The following is a 23,296-nucleotide window of genomic DNA, read 5'->3' on the forward strand; positions in this document are numbered from 1 at the left end:
TTACGGCGGCTCCCCATGAAGGAGGAGCAGGCTGATGTCGCAACCCTTATTGAATGTGACCGACCTGGCAAAAAGTTTTTCCGGCGTCTGGGCGCTGAGTAGTGCGCAATTGACCGTCGGAACAGGTGAGATTCACGCGCTGCTGGGCGAAAACGGCGCGGGGAAATCAACCTTGCTGAAGGCACTGGCGGGCGCACAGCCGCAAACTCGCGGTGAAATCAGCTTCAACGGTGAAACGTTACCGGTAGATGACTCCCCGGTCGAGCGGCAAAACAAGGGCATTATCACTATCTATCAGGAATTTAACCTGCTGCCGAATATGACCGTTGCCGAGAATATGTTCCTCGGGCGCGAGCCGCGCAAACGCAATCTGATTGTTGATGAAAAGGCGGTAAATCAGGAAGCGCAGGTAATTCTGGATTATCTGCAGTTGAACGTGGCACCGACCACGGCAGTGGCCCGCCTGAGCGTGGCGCAGCAGCAAATGGTAGAAATTGCCCGGGCGCTAACTCTCAATGCGAAGCTTATCATCATGGACGAACCTTCCGCCGCACTGAGCGACAGCGAAGTGGAAAGCCTGCATCGGGTGGTGCGGGAGCTGAAAAGCCGTGGTGTGAGCATTATTTATGTCACTCATCGTTTACACGAAGTGTTCCAGCTCTGCGATCGATTCACCGTATTCCAGGATGGCCGTTATACCGGCAGCGGCGAGGTTGCCGAGACTACGGTAGAACAGCTGATCCGGCTGATGGTCGGGCGCGACGTGGCGTTTAATCGTCGCCCTTCGAGCGAAACCCATCATCAGGACAAACCTGTACGCCTCTTGATAAAGGGGTTAAGCCGCGAGAAACCGCCGCTGGATCCGCACGGTATCGCGCTGCATGACATCAGCTTTCACGTCCATGCCGGAGAAGTGTTAGGCATTGCCGGGCTGGTGGGGGCCGGGCGCACTGAAGTCGCGCGGTGTCTGTTTGGTGCCGACGCCTTTACGTCTGGCAATTTTGAACTGGATGGCGTGCCGTACCAGCCACGCGATCCGCTGTACGCCCTGGATCAGGGGGTAGCGATGGTCCCTGAAGATCGCAAAAAAGAGGGGGCGGTTCTCGGGCTGTCTATTCGCGACAACCTGTCGCTCTCCAGCCTCTCTTCTCTGTTGCACTGGCGCTGGTTTGTGAACACCCGCAAAGAGGATGCCCTGATTGAGTCCTACCGCCAGGCGCTGCAGATCAAAATGGTCAACAGCGCGCAGGAAGTGCGCAAGCTATCCGGTGGCAACCAGCAAAAAGTGATCCTCGCGCGCTGCATGGCGCTCAATCCCCGCGTGCTGATCGTCGATGAGCCGACGCGCGGCATCGACGTCGGCACTAAATCAGAAGTGCACCAGGTGCTGTTTGAAATGGCGAAAAAGGGCGTGGCGGTGATTGTGATCTCCTCCGATCTACCCGAAGTGATGGCGGTTTCTGACCGGATCATCACCCTGAGTGAAGGTCGGGTGACCGGCGAGATCCACGGCGATGACGCCAACGAAGAGCGGCTTATGACGATGATGGCCATCAACCACAACGCCCTGAACGCGGCATAACGGAGTTTCTCATGACGCAGATAATTACTAAAACGCAGGCTCCGGGTAAACGCGCCGGACGTCTCGATCCCATCGCTTTTTTTGAGCGTTTCGGCGTGCTGATTTTCATGATCCTGCTGCTGATTTTCTTCCAGTTGCAGAACAGCAATTTTCTCTCTGAACGCAACATTTTCAACATCCTGACCGAAGTCTCGATCTACGGGATCATGGCCGTGGGGATGACCTTCGTCATTCTGACCGCCGGGATCGACTTGTCCGTGGGTTCCATTCTTGCAGTCTGCGCCATGACCGCAGCGTATGTGATTAAAGGCGACAACTTTACCACCGTTGACCCGAATGCCTGGGGCGGCTTGAGCTGGCTGGTTGGGATGGGGATTTGCCTCGCGATGGGCACTGCGATTGGTTTTCTGCATGGCCTTGGCGTTACCCGCCTGCGTCTGCCGCCGTTTATCGTTACCCTCGGTGGGATGACCATCTGGCGCGGTCTGACGCTGGTGGTTAACGATGGTGCGCCGATCGCCGGTTTCGATCCGGGCTACCGCTGGTGGGGACGCGGCGAACTGCTCGGCATCTCCATTCCGATCTGGATCTTCGCCCTGGTGGCCATCGGCGGCTATCTGGCGCTGCATAAAACCCGCTGGGGACGCTTTGTGTACGCCATTGGCGGCAACCCGGAAGCGGCACGTCTGGCGGGAGTTAACGTCAAGCGGGTTCTGGTGAGCGTTTATGTGCTGATCGGCTGTCTTGCTGGGTTGGCTGGCTTCATTCTCAGTGCGCGTCTGGGCAGCGCAGAGGCGGTTGCCGGGATCTCGTTTGAGCTGCGCGTCATTGCCTCGGTGGTGATCGGCGGAACGTCGTTGATGGGCGGATACGGGCGTATCGGCGGCACCATTATCGGCTCAATCATCATGGGCATTCTGATTAACGGCCTGGTCCTGATGAACGTCTCGGCTTACTACCAGCAAATTATTACCGGTTTAATTATCGTTCTGGCTGTGGCGTTTGATACCTATGCCAAGAACCGTCGCGGCGCATTGTGAGGGATAAATGATGAAAGAGGTACGCATTGGATTAATTGGCACCGGGTACATCGGCAGGGCACATGCCATCGCCTATGCCCAGGCGCCGACGGTGTTCAACCTGCGCGGCAAGCTGGTGCGAGAAATGGTTGCCGAAGTCACGCCGGAACTGGCTGCTCAGCGGGCGCAGGCGTTTGGCTTCAACCGTTCAACCGGGGACTGGCGCGCGCTGGTGGCCGATCCGGCCATAGATGTAGTGGATATTTGTTCGCCGAATCATCTGCACAAAGAGATGGCGCTGGAGGCCATTCGCCACGGTAAACACGTCTACTCGGAAAAGCCGCTGGCGCTGAATGCCCATGACGCCAGCGAGATGGTTGAGGCGGCGAAGCAGGCCGGGGTGAAAACACTGGTGGGGTTTAATTACATGAAAAACCCGACCGCGAAGCTGGCGAAAGAGATTATTGAGCGCGGGGAGATCGGCGAGGTGATCCATTTCTACGGCACCCACAACGAAGACTATATGGCCGACCCGCTTTCCCCTATTCACTGGCACTGCTTTAAAGAGACGGCGGGGCTGGGGGCGTTGGGCGACCTGGCAGCGCATATCGTCAATATGGCCCAGTATCTGGTCGGTGATATCCAGCAGGTTTGTGGCGATTTGAAGATTGTGGTGCCGGAACGCCCGGCGAAGGCTGGTTCATCGCAAAGGGTGACGGTGGAAAACGAGGATCAGGCCCACGCGATGGTGCGTTTTGCGGGCGGCGCGCAGGGGGTGATTGAAACCTCCCGCGTTGCCTGTGGCCGCAAAATGGGACTCTCGTATGTGATTACCGGAACCAAAGGGGCCATCAGTTTTACCCAGGAGCGCATGGCAGAACTGAAGCTCTATCTGCATGACGATCCGGTGAACCGCCAGGGATTTCGCACGCTGCTGGTGGGGCCTGCGCATCCGGACTATGCGGCATTTTGCCTGGGGGCGGGCCATGGCATCGGCTTTAACGACCAGAAAACCGTGGAGGTACGTGACCTGGTAGACGGCATTGCCGCCGATGTGCCGATGTGGCCGGACTTCGAAGAGGGCTGGAAGGTGTCACGCGTGCTTGATGCCATTGCGCTCTCACACCTGGAAGGTCGCTGGCTGAACGTGAACGACATTGTCTGAAGAGGTATCAACGTGGAAAAGCAGTTTGATGTGATATGCATGGGCCGCGTGGCGGTTGACCTCTACAGTCAACAGATTGGCGCGCGCCTGGAAGATGTGTCGAGCTTTGCCAAATACCTTGGTGGCTCGTCGGGCAATGTGGCCTACGGCACGGCGCGCCAGGGGCTGCGCTCGTCAATGCTGGCGCGCGTGGGCGACGAACATATGGGCCGCTTCCTGCGTGAAGAATTACACCAGGTCGGATGCGATACCAGCCACCTGATTACCGATAAAGAGCGCCTGACGGCGCTGGTGCTACTCGGCATTAAAGACCGGGACACCTTTCCTCTGATTTTTTACCGTGACAACTGCGCGGATATGGCGATTGTCGCCAGTGATGTCGATGAACAGTACATCGCGTCTGCACGCTGTCTTGCCATCACCGGGACACATCTTTCTCATCCACAAACCCGCGAAGCGGTGCTAACGGCGCTGAACTACGCCCGCCGCCACGGTGTGCGCACGGCGCTGGATATCGACTATCGCCCGGTGTTGTGGGGGCTAACCTCCTTAGGCGACGGCGAAACGCGCTTTATTGCCGCTGAGCAGGTGACTCACCAGTTGCAGGATGTGTTGCACCTTTTCGACGTGATTGTCGGCACCGAGGAGGAGTTTCATATCGCGGGCGGCAGTACCGATACGCTGCAGGCGCTGGCGCAGGTTCGGGCCGTGAGTAAGGCGACGTTGGTTTGCAAGCGAGGGGCACTTGGATGCTCGGTGTATACCGACGCCATTCCGCCACGGCTTGATGACGGCCTGACGGTGACCGGCGTGCGCGTGGAGGTGCTCAACGTGCTGGGGGCGGGCGATGCATTTATGTCCGGCCTGCTGCGCGGCTACCTCAATGATGAAGGTTGGGAGCAGGCTTGTCGCTATGCCAACGCCTGTGGTGCGCTGGTGGTGTCGCGCCATGGCTGTGCGCCCGCGATGCCGAGCAAACTGGAGCTGGATGATTATCTTTCCCGTGCCGAAGAGGTGTTGCGCCCGGATATCGATCCGCGTCTTAACCATCTGCACCGCGTCACGACGCGTCGCCGCGAATGGCCGGAACTGTGCGTGATGGCATTCGATCACCGCAGTCAGCTTGAAGAGATGGCTATGCAGTGCGGTGCCTCGCTGAAACGCATCCCGGCGCTAAAACAGCTGATCCTGCAGGCCAGTCGCGAAGCGGCAAACAGCGCCGGACTGGAAGGGAAGGCCGGGCTACTGTGCGACGGTACGTTTGGTCAGGATGCGCTGAATTCAATCACTGGTGAAGGCTGGTGGATAGGTCGTCCGATCGAACTGCCGGGCTCGCGCCCGCTGGAGATGGAGCACGGCAATATCGGCACGCAGCTCATCAGCTGGCCGCAGGAACATGTGGTGAAATGCCTGGTCTTTTTCCATCCGGAAGATGCCCACGCCCTGCGGCTGGAACAGGAGCAGAAAATCGCCGAGGTCTACCACGCCTGCTGCCAGTCCGGACATGAGCTACTGCTGGAGGTGATCCTGCCTGCCAGTATGCCGCGTAGTGATGAGCTCTATCTGCGCGCCATTTCCCGCTTCTATAACCTGGGGATTTACCCCGACTGGTGGAAGCTGCCACCGCTCACATCTGCGGGCTGGACGGCGCTGAGTCACATTATCGAGCGACGCGATCCGCACTGCCGTGGGGTGGTGATCCTCGGGCTGGACGCTCCGGCAGAGCAACTGCGCGCTGATTTCAAGGCGGCTGCAGGCCATGAACTGGTGAAAGGATTTGCCGTGGGACGCACGCTTTTTGGCGACGCCTCCCGCGCGTGGCTGAAACACGATATCGGCGATGCGCAACTGGTGACACGTATTCGGGACAACTACCTGCAGCTTATCGCCTGGTGGTGTGAGCGCGGACAAGCATAATTCTGGAGAAGAGAATGACAGTACAATTAGGCATTAACCCACTGACATGGACCAACGATGACCTTCCTTCACTGGGCGCGGAGACCTCACTTGATACCTGTCTGAGTGAAGGCAAAGAGGCCGGGTTTACCGGGTTCGAACTGGGCAACAAGTTCCCGCGCGAAGCGCGTCTGCTGGGGCCAATTCTGCAACGTCACGGACTGCAACTGGTTTCCGGCTGGTACTCAGGCCGCCTGCTGGAGCGCAGCGTGGAGGAGGAGATTGCTGCGGTGCAATCGCACCTGACGCTGCTGCGTGAGCTGGGGGCGAAGGTACTGGTGTTTGCTGAAGTGAGCGGCTGTATTCATGGTGAACAGCAGACGCCAGTTCATCTGCGCCCGCGCTTCCCGCAGGCGCGCTGGCAAGAATATGGCGAAAAACTCACCGAGTTTGCGCGTTACACTCAGCAGCAGGGGGTACAAATTGCCTACCATCACCATATGGGGACGGTGATTGAATCCGCTGAAGACGTGGATAATCTGATGACACACACCGGTGATGAGGTTGGTTTGCTGCTCGATACCGGCCATCTGACCTTTGCTGGTGCCGATCCGCTGGCGGTGGCGCAGCGCTGGGCATCGCGCATCAACCATGTTCACTGCAAAGATGTGCGTGCCGATGTGCTGGCGGATGTGAAAAATCGTAAAACCAGCTTCCTTGATGCGGTACTGAGCGGCGTTTTCACCGTGCCGGGTGACGGTTGCGTAGACTACCCGCCGATTATGGCATTACTGAAGGCGAATCAGTATCAGGGCTGGCTGGTGGTGGAGGCGGAGCAGGATCCGGCTATTGCGCATCCGCTGACCTATGCGCGGCTGGGGTATAACAACCTTAGCCGTTTGGCGCGGGATGCCGGGCTTATCTGAGGAGGTGACATGTCACGTTTATTATCACGCTGGCAGCAGCCAAACGCGCAAGGGCGCACGCAGTCGGTGACGCCGGAAGGTGCAGGCTGGGGATATGTCGGCTTTGAGGCGTATGAACTGGAAGAGGGGCAGTTGCTCACGCTGCCCGCCGTCAGTGAGGAGCGTTGTCTGGTGCTGGTGGCCGGACGCGCAACCATCACCACACCGGGCGCAATCTTTACGGATATCGGCGAGCGGATGAGCCCGTTCGAACGCATTAAACCGTGGGCGGTTTACGTTACCCCGCAAGAGACAGTGCAGGTCACCGCGCTGACGAGGCTTGAGCTGGCGGTCTGCGCGGCTCCGGGTAAAGGGACATATCCAACGCGACTAATTGCGCCACAGGATATTGACGGTGAAGCACGCGGCAAGGGGCATAACCAGCGCTATGTGCATAACATCTTGCCGCAAGATAAACCTGCTGACAGCCTGCTGGTGGTGGAGGTATGGACCAACGAAGGCTGCACCAGCTCGTATCCGAGCCATAAGCATGATACCGACAATCCGCCACTGGAAACCTATCTTGAGGAGACCTATTACCATCGCCTCAATCCGCAGCAGGGATTCTGTATGCAGCGGGTGTACACCGACGACCGGACGCTCGATGAGTGCATGGCCGTCTACAACCGCGATGTGGTGATGGTGCCAAAGGGATACCACCCGGTAGCGACAATGGCGGGATATGACAGCTACTACCTCAACGTCATGGCCGGACCGGTTCGCAAATGGATGTTCACCTGGGAAGATGACCACGCCTGGATCAACCGCGATTATCCTGCGGATAAATAAGGGAGGTTTGAATAATCGTTATCGTTTTAAGTGAACTTTAATTGTTATTATTATCTGGAAAATATGTTGATTTGGTCATTCCGAGTATCCCAGGGTAATCACTGGCGCAAAAAAGCCCTCAACTTGTGCTGAGGGCTTTTCATGTGTTTTTGCGAAGGCGTTCCACTGTGCTTGTCCGACCTATAAAACAGTATCTATAGAATAACCCAGCCGATAGCGCGATTAATGGTATCGCGAAATATTTCTGCCACGGCCTTTATATAGCCATAAAATCACCCTGAAAATATAAGTATGATTCAGGAGGGGGCTGGGTAATGAACCCTCCTTCATCATGATCGATACATTTTCGCTTCTTCCTTGCGGCGGCGAATCAGGCCCGGCAGCACCTTTCCTGAACCATAAACCCAACGACCAAATTCTTCTGCGGCTCCTTCAAAATTGCCCGCTTTGTGCTTGCGTAACAGTGTTGAATCAGCGAGCGCATTTATACCTGCGTTGTAAGCAAAGCTGGTCAGTGCACCAAACTGGTGGACAGATGTCACCGCGTTACCCAGCAGAGCAGCAACCTTGTTCCCGTAAATTGCAAGATCGCTAGCAAAACGTTGGTCACATTCAGCCTGCGTCCATTTGGTCCCTTTAGTAATATCTGGCCCCGTACTTCCCCAGCCGATAGTCCAGGGTTCGCCTCCGCTTCCTGGGTCAGGATAGGCCTCTAATTCGCAGCTTTCAAAATGTTTGATGAGGTCAATACAGGCTTGATCGGGTTTAAATTTTGCCACCCCAACAGGTGGTGTAATTATGCGTTGCACGGCTGGCAATACAGCTAATTGAAGCAGTACGTTCCAGGTTTTGGGGCCAACTATGCCGTCCGGTACCAGGTCGTGATCGCGCTGAAAAACACGCACAGCAGCCTCAGTGTGCGGGCCGTAAATTCCGTCCTCGGGTATTTCAATGATGGTTTGGATTTGTTTGACCAGATCGCCCTTAGCACCGCGTCGCAACGTAGATCTGCCGCTGGAGTCCATCGCGGGAATCGCAGGACGGACTTGTGCTGTGCCGCGTAAGATTTGGCCGACCTGATTACGAAAGACTGCCATATCAAGAGTCGGATCGTTCTTCCTGCCTGGCGGCAGCGCGAACTCTTTATGCCCGCACGCCATGTTTTCTGATGCGCCAATATATTTGAGTATCGCTGCGACACAGCGATAATACGCATCAAGTTGCACCTCTGACCACCGTTCGCCGACACCCGTATTTTCAGCCTCTATACCAATGAAACTACTGTTGCCGGTGTCAATGCCATGCCAACTCCCTGCGCCTGCATGGTTGGCTCGACCCGCAGCGACAATGAATACCGTACCATCTCGCGCGAGCCCAATTTGCGCCAGTGGGCCCGCAAGCGCCTGGGCATTTGCCGATGCGGCTCGCCCATTAATGAGCGTATTGAGGCTGGGCATCACGCCTTGTGGGGCTCCGGCAGTATGATGGCACATCACGCCGCGAATCGACCCGACGTCGCCGCGCCCACGCGTCCGCCATCCGGGACACTCAGCAACCTTGAGACCAGCCGCCTCCATCACATCGGGAAGCCAGGTGAGAGAATAGGCCATGATTTATACCCCCTTACTCTGAGGCGGTGGTGATGGCGCGACATTTTCGCGAGTAACGCCTCCTGTTGCGACAGGTAGATCCGAATCCAGGGTTACTTCCTCGCCGGCAACGGGTTGAGCATCGCAGAGGCAAGAATCAATGTTGTCTTCGGCATGTGGCACCGATGTTGTTGCCACAGCAGTACCAGAGACCGATGCCGATGTTGATGTATCCACTGGTTTTTTACTGGCGTTAACGGCCGCGTCTTGCTCTGGAATAGCGCTGCCATTTCCAGAAGCGACTTTGGACAGGAGGTCAGGAATTAATCGTTCAGCGAAGCCTCCGAGGAAACCCAATATGAAATTAGGCATCCACAAACTCGACGTTAAACTCTGAGGAAATTTCAGCCAGTCAATAAATCCCAGACGATAAAGACAAACAATGACAAACCCGGCGATCATACCCACCGCAACACGAAGAACGGCATCACTGGTATTATCGCGCCAGTGGAGATCGGTTCGGATAGTGCGGGAGCGAATGCCGATACTGATAGAGAAGAAGGCTCCTAAAATCCCACCGGCAACGCCATATTCAATATTTGGGGAATGGCGGATAAGACACACTATAACGAGTGCAATGGTGAAAATGAGGGCTGCAAGTGAGGCCGATATAAGATAAAGAAAACGAGCCCGCGATTTACGGTCGACAATCACTTCGTTGCGAATTTCAGTCAGTATTTCTGAGGCATTAGGCTGATCCCCTTCCAGCGCAGTGATCAGTGCATCGGCAACTCGGCGGTCCAGATGTTCTGCCCTTTTTTTCAGCTCATCGCTTTTACTGTTGTACCAGCCATCAATGAGGCTGTTGATTTGCCCTCGCAGTGCCGCCAGAGAGGCCAATTTTTGTCGTTGTGATTCAGCGAGAGTGTGATCGTCGGCGAATTGCACCATAACCCGAGCTTTGGTGCGATATACGGCATAACATTTTGAGTTTATTGTATAAATATCGAAAACGACGATCCCTGCCGCATCCTTCTCACCTATTTTTAGCTCACTTAGTTGCATGATGGTTATCTCACTTACTTGCATTACCTGCACGCTACAATTGAACTCACGAAGACAAACAACTGACGTTATCGCATCAGAAGCTTGGCTTATTTAATAAATGTCAGCAGAAACATAATTACTTCTGTGTATTAAGCATACTATCGAGAACGTTAAATATAATAATTGTTATCTAGTATAGAAAATTTTCACTGCCCACATCTAATAGCAATAGGTGAGTTTGAAAAATATACTTGATAGAAATTAATGGCAGCTTTTTTCATTTATCACATAGGGAGCGCATCACTCTAATTTCGTAGGTCATACCATGATGCAGTCACCTATAGTAATCAAATGTGCCGCAAACCGAAGCGCCGGTTTCGCCGGACAACACGGGAGGCGGTCATGGCCTTAAATTCAGTACGCACAATCAGGATGCCGATTTACGCCATCATCTGCATCGTTGTTTTGATTATTGCCGCTACGATTGCCTTATCCTGGCCGCGCACGGATAGCCTGGGTACTTCCCTCCAGCCTGAACTTAACGAGCCAACTGGCGATCGGTTCCAGATAGCTAACGCAATTTTGATGAATTACGAAGAGACACGATCAAATGCGGCAAGATGGAGTGGGGTTTACTGGGGCTTTACGTTTACTGCGGCAATATTTAGCGCACTGGCCGGATTTATTTTTAATATATGATTTTATATGTAGTTTGTTAACTTAATATGGGTGAAAACCCGGGTTGGTTTCTGTTCTTTATTTCATTAAGAACAGGTGATAATAAATGAGAGGGTTTTCTTACATGTGTAGGACGTATCCTATATATCGTGTTAATGTTTAGAGTGTTCGGTATATTCAAAATGTTAATTTTGTGGTCTTTGATGTTTCATTGGCGATTTTCTCTTGTTTTTATAAAAATTAATAATGATACACATAGTGACTATGTTAGAGTTTACAGTCTAAAGGCTGAAATCTGTAAATTATAATATTGAAGCCTCACCTGCTCATTAGGCATCGCCTCACTTTTTTATCGGGATTCTCATACGCTATGAACGCGATAATCGTTGATGATCACCCATTGGCTCGTATTGCCATCCGAAATTTACTCGAAACTAACGGTATCACTGTAACCGCTGAGCTTGACAGCGGAGAGGGGGTGGTACACGCCGTGGAAAAAATCAAACCGGAACTGTTGATTGTTGATGTCGATATTCCGGGTATCAGTGGCATTGAGGTGCTGGAGCAATTACGCAAGCGACACTATGCGGGTGTAATCATTATCATTTCAGCGAAAAATGAAATTTTTTATGGCAAACGCAGCGCGGAGTACGGTGCTAACGGATTTGTGAGTAAAAAAGAGGGCATGAACAATATTCTTGCCGCAATCGACGCTGCCAACAATGGTTATAGCTATTTCCCTTTCTCACTTGAACATTTTACGGGGACATCCATTACTGAGCAGGACAAGCTTGATGCGTTGTCTGCACAGGAAATGAAAGTATTGCGCTATATTCTTAGCGGAATAGATTACAGCACCATTGCCAGTAAAATGAACATAAGCAATAAAACAGTCAGCACCTACAAAAGTCGCTTAATGGAAAAGTTAAATTGCTCATCATTAATGGAACTTTATGATTATGCGCAAAGGAATAAAATAGGGTAGGGATATGCAAGTACGCTTGTTAGTATTTCTGATGGCCATATTTGCCATCGGGTTATCTGTGGGTGCCAGTTCTGCTCAGCAACTTGAATTGAAAAGTAACTACAATACACCAGTGCAAAACAGTAATTTAACCAGCGAAGAAATAAACTGGTTAATGCATAAAAAAACATTGGTTGTGGGGACATGGTTACCGGAGGTTTCTCCGATTGTCTATCAACATAGCAACGAATATTATCGTGGGGTCAACGCGGATTACCTTGCGCTAATGCAAAAAAGTCTCAACGTGAAAGTTACCATAAAACAGTATGATAATGAGGAGCAGGCGCTTGCTGCGCTCTCTAATAATGATGTCGATACATTGTTAACGCAGTTATCCAGACGAAAGGACATGGGGGGGCATTTGCTGCGTACCGCGGCATTGCTGAAAACATGGCCGACGCTGGTGACGTCAATAAAAAACACCATGCTACCACTGACAACGGAGCAAAAGGTAAACGTCGCGTGTGTGCGGGATTGTCCCTTTCTTGATGTTATTCAGGCGACTTTCCCGAATGCTAAGATTTCATTTTACGACGATGAACATCAAGCCATGGCGTCAGTTGTGAACGGTGATAACCACTATTTTATTGGTAATAATATTACCAGCAGTCATTGTATCTCCAGATATTATTCCCAATCACTCGTCATAACTCACTATTTTGATAAGCAAAAACAGTATAACTTTTTTGTGGTCAATGAAGCACAGCCACTATTAAGCAAAATACTTGATAGTTTTATTTCGTCAATCAGTAATGAAACGCATATGCAGGTGATGCAAAACTGGTTGAATCGCGGAAATTTGACTTATCTTAATGCCCCCATTCCTTTCAACGCTCAGGAAAAAGAATGGCTGAAAACGACGCATCGCATCCGAATATTGATTAACCCGGATTACCCGCCCTACACGCTTGTAGGGCACGGTGGTGAGTTGCGCGGCATCCTTGGTGATTTACTTAATATTATTCATCTGCAAACAGGTCTTGAGTTTGAACCGATTCTGGTCAGCTCAAAAAGCGAACAGATGAAGCATATGAATGGCCTGCAATGGGATATGTTTCCTACTATCGTCCGAACCGATAAGTTTCAGGGGGATACCGCATTCAGTGAACCCGTGATGAATGTTACTTTCGTGATGATCACTTCTTCCCAGGAAACTCCTGAATCGCTACTGGAAAAACCGATACGTATTGCTCTGCCTGCCGGGCATATTCTGGCAAATGACTTAAAGCAACGTTATCCGCAGGCAACCTGGGTGAATGCGGATACTGCCAGCATTGCCATGGCAATGGTCAAGGAGGGAAAAGTAGATGCTGCAATCGCGACAGAATTGTCGGCGAGGTTCATGATTGATCATTATTACCAGAAAAATATGCACTTCTTTCGACTTCCTGATATGCCTGGAGCGTCCGTTAGTTTTGCTATCTCTTCGCATCAGCCAATACTAAAGTCCGTTATGGATAAGGCGCTGCAAGCCATACCGCCACGTGAAATTTTGCAGATGACAGAGAAGTGGTCGAAAATTTCCAATACACAGGTCGATATCTGGAGCCGTTTTAGCAAGCAGTTCTATCAACTGGTGGTTTTTGCGCTATTGCTTATTGCGATCAGTCTCATCTGGGGACTGTCACTGTCTCGCGAAGTACGCAAAAGAAAGCAATCGCAGCGGTTACTGGAGGAGCAACTTCATCTCAAAGAGGTATTATCCCTTGAACTGGAAGCCGAAAAGAATAAAGCCATTGAGGCAACCAAAGCCAAAAGCCGCTTTCTTGCGAGCATGAGTCATGAATTACGCACGCCAGTGAGTTCGATTGTTGGTTTTCTGGAATTGCTGTCTAGTTCAGAACTCAGCGCTGTGCAACGGAAAGAGGCAATTGCGCTTACGGGGGCGACAGCCCAATCGTTGCTGGGGCTGATCGGAAAGATTCTGGACGTTGATAAAATAGAGTCCGGTAAATATCAGGTTATTCCTCAGTGGACAGATCTCTCGCAACTCATCGAATTGCAGTGTCACTCTTTTGACGCATTAGCCCGGCAGAAAGGCATTAACCTTTGCTGCATCAGCCAACTGCCGGCTCACGAGCGGGTGTTTATTGATCAGCAGGCTTTGCGACAAATACTCACCAACCTGGTAGGTAACGCACTGAAGTTTACCGAGCAGGGGCATATTCATGTCACGGCTCATCTGACTCCTGAAGGCGGTAATCAGGGCATCCTGACGATCACCATCAGCGACACGGGCTGCGGTATTAGCGAAGAAGAGCAGGCTGGGCTATTCCACCGTTATGCTCAAACGCCTAAAGGCCGCCAACAAACCGGTTCAGGTCTGGGGTTGTTTATTTGCAAAGAACTGGTGACCTTGATGGGCGGTACGCTCAAGATGACGAGCCGCCAGTCGCAAGGGACCACCTTTACGATGACACTGTCGGTGGAAACCGCCCGACAGTCGAAAGCGCCTGATGGCGATACAGCAGGTGCGTTGTTGCCGCTACCGTGTCTCTCCATCCTTATTGCCGACGATCACCCGACCAATCGACTGCTGCTCAAGCGCCAGTTAAATGCCATTGGCTACAGCGTGGATGAAGCCTGTGATGGCGAAGAAGCTGAAGACAAACTGGCCAAGAAATCATACGACTTGTTGATAACTGATGTGAATATGCCGAAGAAAGACGGGCTGACGCTCGCTGCCTCGCTACGTCGTCAACATGCACAGTTACAAATATGGGGTCTGACGGCCAGCGCGCTCCCGCAGTCACGTGAGGAATGTCTGCAAAGCGGTATGAATTTGTGCTTGTTCAAGCCCGTAGCGATTCAGACGTTGACCCACGAATTGAGCAAAATCGATAAGGGTTACTCCTCTCCCTGCGCTATCCGACATTTGAAATTCAATGTTCTGACTGAAAATACCGGCGGGGATCGCGCGTTAATGAACGAAATACTGGAAACCTTTCGCGAGGCGACGGTTAGCGATTTACAAGCCGCTGAGAGCGCTGTTGCACAAGATGAACCGCAGTTATTTTTACGCGCTCTCCATCGGTTACACGGATCGGCTCAAATTCTGGGAATTACCGCACTTCAGACGCTGTGTGAACCTTTTGAGTCAATGCAACAAGACAATCTGCCTCTGGCATTACGCCAGGAGGTATTACAGAAAATTGTTGCTGTTGTACGGGAAATTGAGATTGAGATTGATAGTTTAATCAGCCATTGACTGGCCTGAACGGGTAGCCGTTGCTACCCGTTCAGAAGAGGACTATCACTATTTCTGCAATCCGCGTGGCGAGTATTATTGGCCCGCACCCAGCACTTCACTATCGATGACAATACCTTCTTCCGCACCTTTGAGCGCCAGATTAGCCTCATAGTATTTGCCAGAGGACAGCAGTTTTTCGGCGCTGGCAACGGCTTTACGAGTCTGGTTAAGCGGCATCAGGTATTGCGTCTGAGCCACGCTGATTCCAGCCAGTTGCAAGGTATCCACCGCACCTTTCCAGTCACCTTTGGCCATTTTGCCATTCGCTGTTTTGATCGCGGTTTCTTTTTCCGGGCTGGCAATATAGTCTTCTGATACTGCTACCGTAGCATTAATAATCACATATTGATCATCAATCATCTTCGCTTTGGCGTCTGTTTTGACAAACTTCGCCCAGTCGCTGCTATCGCCCGCCAGCAGGGAGGCTGCGTCATCCGTTAATTTTTTGGCGCTGTCAGGCTGTCCATGAAACAGGGCCAGTCTTGCAAACTGAATATCACGCATCGCATTAGTACCTTTCACTGCAACCTGCATAATATCTGCTGCTTCTTTTTGTACATTTGCGCTCGCCGCTTGCGCTGGTGTGGTAGTTGTCGCTGCCAGTACCGGAGTAGAACTCATCATCGTTGCAAGCAGACCTGCCAGAATAATCTTTTTCATTACCTTCTCCTGAATGAAATGGGTATATGTCACTGAACGAAGCTAGCATAATAAATAAAATAAAAAGGTGGAATCAGAGTGCGGGGTAAATAGTGAGGTCATAATCTTACACGTGTCAGAATTCTGACGTGTGTAGGAATAGGTGTATTAACATCTTCCAGTGTTCTTATTTACGTGTGCTGGTGATAAGTTCTATTGTCTTCTCATGAGTGATATTGATGATGTCTGTTTATATTGCCATGTGACAGTGCAGTATTTTTAAGGTGACGGAGGAAGTATGTTTGTTTTTAACCAGTATAGCCTGAGAGCGTTTAATGAAAAAGCACGGCTTCATTATAGAAGACACGCTACAATTATGGCTGCATTGTTGCTGATTTGTGGTTTTTGCTGCCTTATTTACCCAATCGCTGCGGGCATTTATTTGAGCTATGCAACAGGGTTTATGTTTCTGTTATGTGGCTGCTATTCTATCTACAGTCTGATTACTTCTGGTAAACAGTCGTTGAGAGCTACATTTACCTATGCTCTTTTTTCTGTCGCATGGTTATTGCTGGGGTACAGTTTTATTGTCAATCCCATCGTAGGCATGGGTTCATTGGCCGTGATTTTTTGCTGCTTATTCATTATTGGTGGCATTTTTCGCATCGTTTCCGGGTTCAAAATGTTTAGTAGTCCGGGCTATGGATGGAATGTCTTTATTGGCATCTTTGATCTGCTTATCGCTGGCGTCTGGCTGAATATGGATGCCGATAAATCTTATCTATTTACTACTATTTTTATTGGTCTGGAGATGATTTTTAGCTCCTTTGGTTTTATTCGCTTGCGTAAAAATATGACGTTTTTTAAAGATGATAAAGTACTCGGTAAAAATTAATGTGAAACACAGGAGGGTATGTGAACATTAAAATAATTATCTCTACTGTCATTCTGATGGTCTCCATTTCAGCCTCGATGAATCGTGTTTTTGCTGCTGAAGCAACTGAGGTCGCACCACAAGATATGACCTGCAAAGAATTCGTAAACCTGAGTTCGAAATATATGACGGCGATTGCCTTTGTGGTGGTCAATAAAAATAGTGATTTTAAAGGTGATGACTATGTTTCCCTGCATGAGGTGGAAACTGTTTCTGTACCGAAAATCCTTAAACAATGTCATCAAACCCCGAGTGCTAAATTGGGTGAACTCATAGGGAGAGTAAAGTAGTTGGTACGTACGATTAAGTAAAAATTTTAATAGTCTATTTTGAATGAGGAATTAACAATGACAATACTTATTGAGCCCGTTGAAAATGACGATGTCTATGCTTCTATAGAGTTGGCAACCTTCTTGCCTAAAACAGCGTTTCCGCTGCAGGAAAGCAATCCACGTAATGTTTACAATGCAATTCATGATGAGCTGATGCTGGACGGCAACTCCCGGCAAAATCTGGCTACTTTTTGCCAGACCTGGGTTGATGATGAGATTCGCCAGTTGATGGATCTCTCCATCGACAAAAATATGATTGATAAAGATGAGTACCCGCAGACTGCCGAAATTGAACGGCGTTGTGTGACCATGCTTGCCGACCTGTGGCATTCTCCTGCGGCTGTTGACACTCTGGGCTGTTCAACTATTGGTTCTTCAGAAGCCGCGATGCTCGGTGGTCTGGCGATGAAATGGCAATGGCGTAAGCGCCGTGAGCTGGCAGGAAAGCCCACCGATAAGCCGAATATGATTTGTGGCCCGGTTCAGATTTGCTGGCACAAATTCGCCCGCTATTTTGATGTTGAGCTACGTGAAATCCCGCTGGAAGGTGATCGTTTGTTAATGACGCCTGAAGAAGTCATCAAACGCGTGGATGAAAATACGATTGGCGTTGTGCCGACGCTGGGCGTGACCTTTACCTGTCAGTATGAACCTGTAAAAGCAATTAATGATGCGCTGGAACAGCTTTGCCAGCAGACCGGTCTCGATATCCCAATACATGTTGATGCCGCCAGCGGCGGTTTCCTGGCACCGTTTTGTGCGCCAGAGCTTGTCTGGGACTTCCGCCTGTCGCGAGTAAAATCGATTAATGCCTCCGGCCATAAATTTGGTCTTGCTCCACTGGGTGTGGGCTGGGTTGTATGGCGTGAAAAAGAGGATCTGCCGCAAGATCTTATTTTCAATGTTAACTATCTCGGCGGCAATATGCCGACCTTTGCACTGAATTTCTCGCGTCCTGGTGGACAGATAGTTGCGCAGTACTACAACTTCCTGCGTCTGGGCTATGAAGGCTATCGTAAAATTCATCAGTCCTGTTATACCGTGGCTCAGTATCTGGCGAAGGAAATTGCTGCAATTGGCCCGTTTGAAATGGTTTTTGATGGCGACTGCCATAAAGGGATCCCTGCGCTAGCATGGACACTGAAATCTAATTTCCAACATGGCCAATACACACTGTTCGACCTGGCTGACCGGCTGCGCAGCCGTGGCTGGCAGGTTCCGGCCTATTCCATGCCCAGCCATCGTGAAGATTTGGTTGTGCAGCGCATCCTTGTACGTCATGGCATGAGTATGGATCTGGCTGAATTGCTGATTGACGATCTCAAACGCACCCTTGATACGCTGGAAAAAAATCCCGTCACCCAGCCTTTAACCGCTGAGGAAGCCGGCGGCTTCAATCACAGTTAGTCGCTTCCCCACTCGTCTACCCGAGAGCCATGGTGCCATGGCTCTCTTCGTTACTATATAAACATCTGCACAGGTCTCAGGCCTGCTGATGCGGAGGGACTTATGTCCACAAAAACGACTCAGGTGCCCGCCAGGCAGCTTACGCTGCTTGGTTTTTTTGCCATCACCGCTTCGATGGTTATGGCTGTTTATGAATATCCTACTTTTGCGACTTCCGGTTTTAGCCTTATTTTTTTCCTGTTAATGGGGGGGATCTTTTGGTTTATTCCTGTTGGCTTGTGTGCCGCGGAAATGGCTACCGTTGAAGGCTGGGAGGAGGGCGGTGTCTTTGCATGGGTTTCTAATACTCTAGGGGATCGCTGGGGATTTGCAGCGATCTCTTTTAGCTTCCTGCAAATTGCAGTTGGCTTTATTCCGATGCTCTACTTTGTGCTGGGCGCACTCTCTTATATTCTTAACTGGCCGGAAATTAATACTGACCCGCTGCTTAAAACGGTTGTCGCCGTCATTATTTTATGGGGGCTGGCGCTAACCCAATTTAAAGGCACACGTTATACTGCGCGCATTGCTAAAATTGGTTTCTTTTTGGGTATTTTATTACCCGCCGTCGTACTGGTGGTACTGGCATTGGCCTGGATTTATAAAGGTCAACCTGTTGCGATTGAGATATCGACGCATTCCTTCTTTCCTGATTTTTCCCAGATCGGTACGTTGGTGGTGTTTGTTGCCTTTGTACTCAGCTATATGGGGGTAGAGGCGTCGGCAACCCACGTCAATGAAATGCGCAACCCTTCCCGGGATTATCCCCTGGCAATGATCCTGCTGGTTATTGCGGCTATTGGGCTTAGCTCGGTTGGCGGTCTGTCTGTTGCGGCGGTGATCCCTCATGATGAGATCAATCTTTCTGCCGGCGTCATGCAAGCATTCAGTACATTAATTGGTTTTTACGGGCCGGGTTTTGAGTGGGCGATTCGGAGCGTGGCTGCCTTACTGATGCTGGGTGTGTTGGCTGAAATTGCGTCGTGGATTGTGGGCCCGTCTCGGGGAATGCTGGTCACTGCGCAAAAAGGTCTGTTACCCACCCGGTTTGCCAAAGTGAATAAAAATGGTGTGCCGGTCGCGTTGGTTTTCTCCCAATTGATTATCACAACAATTGCGTTAATTGTGCTGACTAATACAGGAGGGGGTAACAATATGTCTTTCCTGATAGCACTTTCACTTACTGTGGTTATTTATCTGTGCAGTTATCTGATGCTGTTTCTCGGGTATATCCAACTGGTTTGCAAACAGCAGGATAAAAAGCGTGCTTTCCAGATCCCGGGTGGTAAAAAAGTGAAACTGCTTATCGCCTGTTCTGGTCTGATCGTCTCGGTGCTGGCATTTGCTGTTTCTTTTATTCCACCATCTTCTTTGCCGGGAACTCACGCGGACGAGATGTATGCAGAGTTGCTGATAGTCTGTTTTGCTCTCGTTTTTGTCCTTCCTTTTATTGTTTACCTGTTTCGTAATAAAAACAGCAAAAAACAAGTACCGGACTTGGTGTTGGTGAAAACAGATAATGCACCGCCAGGACATTTTTTCATTCATCCTAAAGCTCGTTCTACTCATTATCCGAAGTGGTAAAAGATAACGGATGGGGAAGTGGGCACAAAAAAGCCCGCAGGGCTTGCGCCATGCGGGCTTCTAGGACTTCATCGGATGACTCTGGTAATCACCGATGGAGAATTTTGGGCTGGCGTCCCTGTAATTGGTGGGGGAGGTGGTTGAGTTTGTTAGGGATTTTGATTTTTTGCGGGGAAGGGAAGGCGCAAAAAGAGTGGCGATGATGTTGATATGGAAGGGGTTTTTGTATCTTATTGATTTTTAAGTTGAATGTTGAGGCGTATTGGTTCTAACTTTGCTGGAAATTGTAAGAGTGTCGTTTTCATCATTCGAGTCTGTTCTTGGTATAGTCATTCGCACCCTGAGATATATGCTTTTAAGTGGTTCAGAGTATGTGCTTACTGGTTACGGATATTGTGCCTGAATCATGTGGTTTGATGATTGCCGCTTTGCTTTCGAGCCAGTAAGTGTTCTACGTACTCTAATGAACATTCCGCCCATGCAGAAAAGCTGCTGACTATATTTCATTCGATTAACGTGAAATGCATACCAATTCCCGATATATATGACTGTTTTAAAGTGATTTTCTATTATTTTTTTCTGTGCTGAAAATAATAAGATTATGATTTTAATGATATTTTTATAACTTTAACGCCACTTGCAGGACTTGGCACTTTTAATTATTGTATTGTAATGTTTAACCGTTTATTACGGTTTTTAGAAAAATAAATACATCATTTGATTTTTTACTCTTTCACAGAGGGGTACAAAATGAAAATAGCCGACATTCAAGCACGCCTTAATAAAATTGGAATTGATGCTGGGCCGGTTGACGGATTCTATGGAAAAAAAACCATCAAGGCTGTTAAAGTTTTTCAGAAGAATAATAATTTGCACATAGATGGTATTCCCGGGCCAAAAACTTTATCAAAAATGTTTCCCGAAAATAGCGGTGTTCAACCAGAAAATGTTGTCCCAGTGGATCTTGTCTGGTTAATTGAAGCAATCCGCTTATTTGGTGTAACAGAAACGCCAGGGGTTGGTTCTAATGTTAAAATACTAGAATGGGCTGAAGACCTAAATCTTCCTTATAGTGGTGATGAAGTTCCATGGTGTGGTTTATTCATTGCTCATTGCATTAATACCACTTTACCAGATGAACCATTACCATCGAATCCACTGAAAGCAAGAAACTGGCTAAATTTTGGCGTCAAGACACAACCTACGCTAGGCGCTATCATGGTTTTTTCACGTGAAGGTGCTGGCGGAAACAAGGGGCATGTAGGTATATATATGGGAGAGAATACTGAGAGTTATCGTATCATTGGGGGGAACCAAAGCGATAAGGTGTGTTTTGCTAACATTTCTAAAATACGTTTACTTGGCAGCTTTTGGCCGTCTGTATTAGCATTACCTCAACACTCTATCAAACCAACAGTAGTTGGTGGGACGCTGTCATGGAATGAATTGTAGAATATAAGTTTTATTTTTTATTAAAAGCTCATTATAGTTCGTTCGAGTGTTTTAGTGTTGAATTGTAATATGTGATTAAAATTTATCTGATGCCCTATATATAATATTTTTGTTATTGATTCGGAATTGTGAAATAAAGTGGCAATTGGATATAATCTACTTAGGCACATCGTTTTATAAAGGTGATATCATGATGTCCATTTATAGATTTACAGGTGCTATTTTTGCAGTGTTTTTTATCTCATCATGCAATATGAAAGCAAAAGCAACCGAAAATGATAATACTTCTTTAAAGGATGAATACAGTCTCATGAACGCTGGGGGGGAGGCTGTTACTTGGGTCACAGATATACCAATTGAGCCTAAAAGACTGGTGGGAAGAGTTGTTATTTTAAAAAACATCGGAAAACCAGAACCGCTCACTATATCCGCAAAATTACCTGTAGAAGAAAAAAATGATTCAGTAATAACCAGAAGCATAATTAAAAAGGTGGGAGCGACTGGTAGTGTCGGACTTGGTAATATATTCTCGATAGCTGCATCAGCTGAAACAGCAGTAGAATTCCAAGTTGTTCAAGGTTCACGCTGGGTTACCGATACAAGCAGTGATGAATATTATCAGGGGTTAAAAAATTTCCTGGAGAGGGCTGGAGATATCAAGCAGTACGATGAGGTATACATGGTACAGGGGGTCATACAAAGAAAAATATGGTTAAAAAAATATAATAAGGCTGATGCTAAAGCAGAATTAACATATTTTGTTAAAATTAATGGAACTCTTTACGGGACTAATAGTGATTATGAGGAAGTTAGCCAGTATGGAATTCTTTATATTCCATTGGTTTTAAAAAAATCAGGTATAGATGTTACTAGGTTGAATTTATCTACGGAAAATAAGATTTTGGCAAAGGAGAAAGTAAGTGATTTTAATGCGGAAGTGAATGACATTAAGTTGCCGAGCGCTACGCTAGTGAATTTACCATCAACTGTTTATGATTTGGATAAAAACTCCTCATTTATCATTTCAGGCAATGATACCATCAAAAATTTGAATGGGGATGTGAAGGGGTTGAGTAATGAAATGCTGAACTCTAAAATTAAAGAATTTAATGATAACAATATAAAGATTTATCATTAATAATACCCGGGTAGAAAAATATGACTGTAAATATCTAATGCTGTATATATTACCTATCGATGAATCATCTGACGCGCAAGATGTTGCTACTAAACTTAATATCAATCAAAGTGTTTTTGGCAGCCTTAAGTTTATTACTAAGCGGAGTCATGACAAACATAATAGGAATGTAAGAGGCACGTAGCATAGAATACTATTGATTACCTTTTACTTCGATTTTGATTGAAGACCGGAGGGTGATTAGTAACGTAACGGGCGATGTTGAGCCACAGAATTCAAAAAAATTACTTACAGACAATCTTAAGAAACATTTGTGTTTTTTGTAAAAATGCTAATTGAGTAGTGAACCCAATGCTTACGTATACGCAGCGATGGTGTTTTGCATCTCCGGTGAGGCTTTAATGGATAATTATCCAGAAATGCTGCCCGCAAAGGCTCGCTAAAGCGAGCCTTTGCGGGCGTAGATTTTAGATTTGTCTCAGGGTTAAAACCAAACCACGGCTATCTCAGCCGTACCTAAAATACTTAAACGAATAGAATTGGGAATGCAGAATGATACGATGCACCACAAGGAATGTTGCAGTTATGCCGGACGCAACTCCCGCTGATCCAGAAACGAAAAAGTAGGCCAGTTCTCTCACGCATGAAGAAAATCAGGAAGGGCTGGAGGCGCTAAACTGCTTCCACGATGAGTACGGACATTTTAGTGATGACTACAGGACATTTTAAGCACAGCTCTTCAGGATTAACCGTAACGCTGAGGTTGT

At 49.0% G+C, this 23,296-nt stretch carries 19 protein-coding genes; 16 read left to right on the forward strand and 3 right to left on the reverse strand.

From position 1 onward, the window contains the following. Positions 1-34 precede the first annotated feature (34 nt). Genes E4Z61_RS22485 through iolB form a run of 6 tightly spaced genes read left to right on the forward strand, consistent with a single transcriptional unit; the run spans position 35 to position 7,416 of the window. Complete coding sequence (locus E4Z61_RS22485) at positions 35-1,582, forward strand: sugar ABC transporter ATP-binding protein (RefSeq protein WP_135324649.1); 1,548 nt, start codon at positions 35-37, stop codon at positions 1,580-1,582. A gap of 11 nt (positions 1,583-1,593) precedes the next feature. Further along, on the forward strand, positions 1,594-2,622 hold the full coding sequence (locus tag E4Z61_RS22490) for an ABC transporter permease (protein WP_135324650.1): 1,029 nt from the start codon (positions 1,594-1,596) through the stop codon (positions 2,620-2,622). A 10-nt stretch (positions 2,623-2,632) separates the two neighbouring features. After that, a complete protein-coding gene (locus E4Z61_RS22495; protein WP_135324651.1) occupies positions 2,633-3,766 on the forward strand; it encodes a Gfo/Idh/MocA family protein in 1,134 nt (377 codons plus the stop codon). Positions 3,767-3,778: 12 nt separating this feature from the next. After that, positions 3,779-5,683 carry a bifunctional 5-dehydro-2-deoxygluconokinase/5-dehydro-2-deoxyphosphogluconate aldolase gene (locus E4Z61_RS22500; protein WP_135324652.1) on the forward strand — a complete coding sequence of 635 codons (1,905 nt, stop codon included), beginning with the start codon at positions 3,779-3,781 and terminating at the stop codon, positions 5,681-5,683. 14 nt (positions 5,684-5,697) lie between these two features. After that, complete coding sequence (gene iolE, locus E4Z61_RS22505; protein ID WP_135324653.1) at positions 5,698-6,588, forward strand: myo-inosose-2 dehydratase; 891 nt, start codon at positions 5,698-5,700, stop codon at positions 6,586-6,588. Positions 6,589-6,597: 9 nt separating this feature from the next. After that, positions 6,598-7,416: a 5-deoxy-glucuronate isomerase gene (gene iolB, locus E4Z61_RS22510; RefSeq protein ID WP_135324654.1), complete on the forward strand. Its 819-nt coding sequence runs from the start codon at positions 6,598-6,600 to the stop codon at positions 7,414-7,416. A gap of 329 nt (positions 7,417-7,745) precedes the next feature. Here iolB and E4Z61_RS23970 read toward each other — a convergent pair whose 3' ends face one another. After that, positions 7,746-9,026, reverse strand: coding sequence for a glycoside hydrolase family protein (locus E4Z61_RS23970; RefSeq protein ID WP_205746875.1), 1,281 nt, complete (start codon positions 9,024-9,026; stop codon positions 7,746-7,748). Positions 9,027-9,029: 3 nt separating this feature from the next. Further along, positions 9,030-10,070, reverse strand: coding sequence for a hypothetical protein (locus E4Z61_RS22525; RefSeq protein WP_135324655.1), 1,041 nt, complete (start codon positions 10,068-10,070; stop codon positions 9,030-9,032). 384 nt (positions 10,071-10,454) lie between these two features. Between E4Z61_RS22525 and E4Z61_RS22530 the strand changes: the two genes are divergently transcribed. From E4Z61_RS22530 to E4Z61_RS22540, 3 genes are all read left to right on the forward strand, one after another. Beyond that, a complete protein-coding gene (locus tag E4Z61_RS22530) occupies positions 10,455-10,751 on the forward strand; it encodes a hypothetical protein (RefSeq protein ID WP_135324656.1) in 297 nt (98 codons plus the stop codon). A 349-nt stretch (positions 10,752-11,100) separates the two neighbouring features. Next, positions 11,101-11,715 (forward strand): acid-sensing system DNA-binding response regulator EvgA, encoded by a 615-nt coding sequence (gene evgA / locus E4Z61_RS22535; protein ID WP_135324657.1) that lies wholly within the window; start codon positions 11,101-11,103, stop codon positions 11,713-11,715. Positions 11,716-11,719: 4 nt separating this feature from the next. Then, positions 11,720-14,962, forward strand: coding sequence for a response regulator (locus E4Z61_RS22540; protein WP_135324658.1), 3,243 nt, complete (start codon positions 11,720-11,722; stop codon positions 14,960-14,962). A 75-nt stretch (positions 14,963-15,037) separates the two neighbouring features. Here the strand turns inward: E4Z61_RS22540 and E4Z61_RS22545 are convergent, their stop codons facing one another. Then, positions 15,038-15,664 carry a YfdX family protein gene (locus E4Z61_RS22545; protein WP_135324659.1) on the reverse strand — a complete coding sequence of 209 codons (627 nt, stop codon included), beginning with the start codon at positions 15,662-15,664 and terminating at the stop codon, positions 15,038-15,040. Between the two features lie 277 nt (positions 15,665-15,941). On the opposite strand from E4Z61_RS22545, the gene E4Z61_RS22550 reads away from it, so the two are divergent. The 7 genes from E4Z61_RS22550 (at position 15,942) to E4Z61_RS23975 (ending at position 23,258) form a co-directional block, all read left to right on the forward strand. Then, positions 15,942-16,538, forward strand: a complete 597-nt coding sequence (locus E4Z61_RS22550; RefSeq protein ID WP_135324660.1) for a DUF308 domain-containing protein — start codon at positions 15,942-15,944, stop codon at positions 16,536-16,538. A gap of 20 nt (positions 16,539-16,558) precedes the next feature. After that, on the forward strand, positions 16,559-16,867 hold the full coding sequence (locus E4Z61_RS22555; RefSeq protein ID WP_420808691.1) for an HdeA/HdeB family chaperone: 309 nt from the start codon (positions 16,559-16,561) through the stop codon (positions 16,865-16,867). A gap of 57 nt (positions 16,868-16,924) precedes the next feature. Then, positions 16,925-18,316 (forward strand): glutamate decarboxylase, encoded by a 1,392-nt coding sequence (gene gad, locus E4Z61_RS22560; RefSeq protein WP_135324661.1) that lies wholly within the window; start codon positions 16,925-16,927, stop codon positions 18,314-18,316. A gap of 102 nt (positions 18,317-18,418) precedes the next feature. Next, positions 18,419-19,939 carry a glutamate/gamma-aminobutyrate antiporter gene (gene gadC / locus E4Z61_RS22565; protein ID WP_135324662.1) on the forward strand — a complete coding sequence of 507 codons (1,521 nt, stop codon included), beginning with the start codon at positions 18,419-18,421 and terminating at the stop codon, positions 19,937-19,939. Positions 19,940-20,689: 750 nt separating this feature from the next. After that, positions 20,690-21,391 (forward strand): NlpC/P60 family protein, encoded by a 702-nt coding sequence (locus E4Z61_RS22570; RefSeq protein WP_135324663.1) that lies wholly within the window; start codon positions 20,690-20,692, stop codon positions 21,389-21,391. Positions 21,392-21,581: 190 nt separating this feature from the next. Further along, positions 21,582-22,529 (forward strand): hypothetical protein, encoded by a 948-nt coding sequence (locus tag E4Z61_RS22575; RefSeq protein ID WP_135324664.1) that lies wholly within the window; start codon positions 21,582-21,584, stop codon positions 22,527-22,529. Between the two features lie 663 nt (positions 22,530-23,192). Beyond that, positions 23,193-23,258, forward strand: coding sequence for a type II toxin-antitoxin system CcdA family antitoxin (locus E4Z61_RS23975; protein ID WP_205746901.1), 66 nt, complete (start codon positions 23,193-23,195; stop codon positions 23,256-23,258). Positions 23,259-23,296 lie beyond the last annotated feature (38 nt).

Origin of the sequence: Citrobacter tructae (assembly GCF_004684345.1) — a bacterium.
Classification (GTDB): Bacteria; Pseudomonadota; Gammaproteobacteria; order Enterobacterales; family Enterobacteriaceae; genus Citrobacter; species Citrobacter tructae.